The sequence below is a fragment of the Hadarchaeum sp. (SeqCode) genome (assembly GCF_049969415.1).
Classification (GTDB): Archaea; Hadarchaeota; Hadarchaeia; order Hadarchaeales; family Hadarchaeaceae; genus Hadarchaeum.
The window spans coordinates 1-805 of record NZ_JBMFOX010000128.1; the positions used below are offsets into that span (position 1 = coordinate 1).

Below are 805 nucleotides of genomic sequence, written 5' to 3' on the forward strand. Positions count from 1 at the left end.
GCCAAGCGCTTGAGGCCGTCCCAGGCATCGGCGGAGAGTTTTTTGCCGAATTCTCCGGCGGCGGATTTGGCCAGTTCAATCCCACCTTGGAGCAGGTAGGGAAGAAGGGGAGCGAGGAGTTGGGGGAGTTGGGAGGGTTCCATGGCATTCTCCTGAGTTGTCGCTAGAGTTCGGGCGAAGCGTTGAGTTAATTTTACTCTGCTTGGGCGTGGGGCAAGGGGGAATCCCCCTGAGGTTTGCTAATCGTCCATCCCCGCTACACGCACCCTGCCGCGCAAGATCACACACCCGCAAACACAACGCCGCGCGCGTGGACGACAACGCGCTGTGACTCAACGCGACACGGAACGCGCGCGCACAAATTTTGTTGGTAACGACGTGCCGCATAACGACCCCGAGCTCAGCCGCTGCGACCGAGCGAGAGGGAGCAGTCGGCTGGAGCGAGATGTTGGGCGGCTTTCATCAATAGCTGTTCTGCCCAGGCCGATCTTTGACGAAGAAGCGGCTTTGGTCATGTTGCGCCAGATTCAACAGGCCAACCACAGGGCCTATCTATCCCATCGCAAGCGCACCCTCCAAAAGTTGAAGATAGAAGATACCTGAACCATCGTTGTAGCACTAACCCTGGCGATAATCATTTGTCATAAAGAAAAGCTTTGCAGATAGAGTAAAAATAAGGCATTGGCTGATAATTCTTATCAAACATTGTAGCATAAGAATCATGTTGCCCTAATGCGTTTTCCAGCCAAGAAACATTGCCATCTAATCCCCAGAAGATGAAAATTGTTGCTCCAGCTTTCTTGGC

Annotated in this window: 2 protein-coding genes; one reads left to right on the top strand and one right to left on the bottom strand. The window is 53.5% G+C overall.

What is annotated here, in order from left to right; all coding sequences use genetic code 11:
- Positions 1–378 precede the first annotated feature (378 nt).
- Positions 379–603 (top strand): hypothetical protein, encoded by a 225-nt coding sequence (locus tag ACP5PX_RS08320; RefSeq protein WP_428085479.1) that lies wholly within the window; start codon positions 379–381, stop codon positions 601–603.
- A 31-nt stretch (positions 604–634) separates the two neighbouring features.
- On the opposite strand, the gene ACP5PX_RS08325 is transcribed toward ACP5PX_RS08320, so the two are convergent.
- Entirely contained in the window at positions 635–784 is a 150-nt protein-coding gene (locus ACP5PX_RS08325; protein ID WP_428085480.1) for an endo-1,4-beta-xylanase, read from the bottom strand.
- Positions 785–805: the final 21 nt, after the last annotated feature.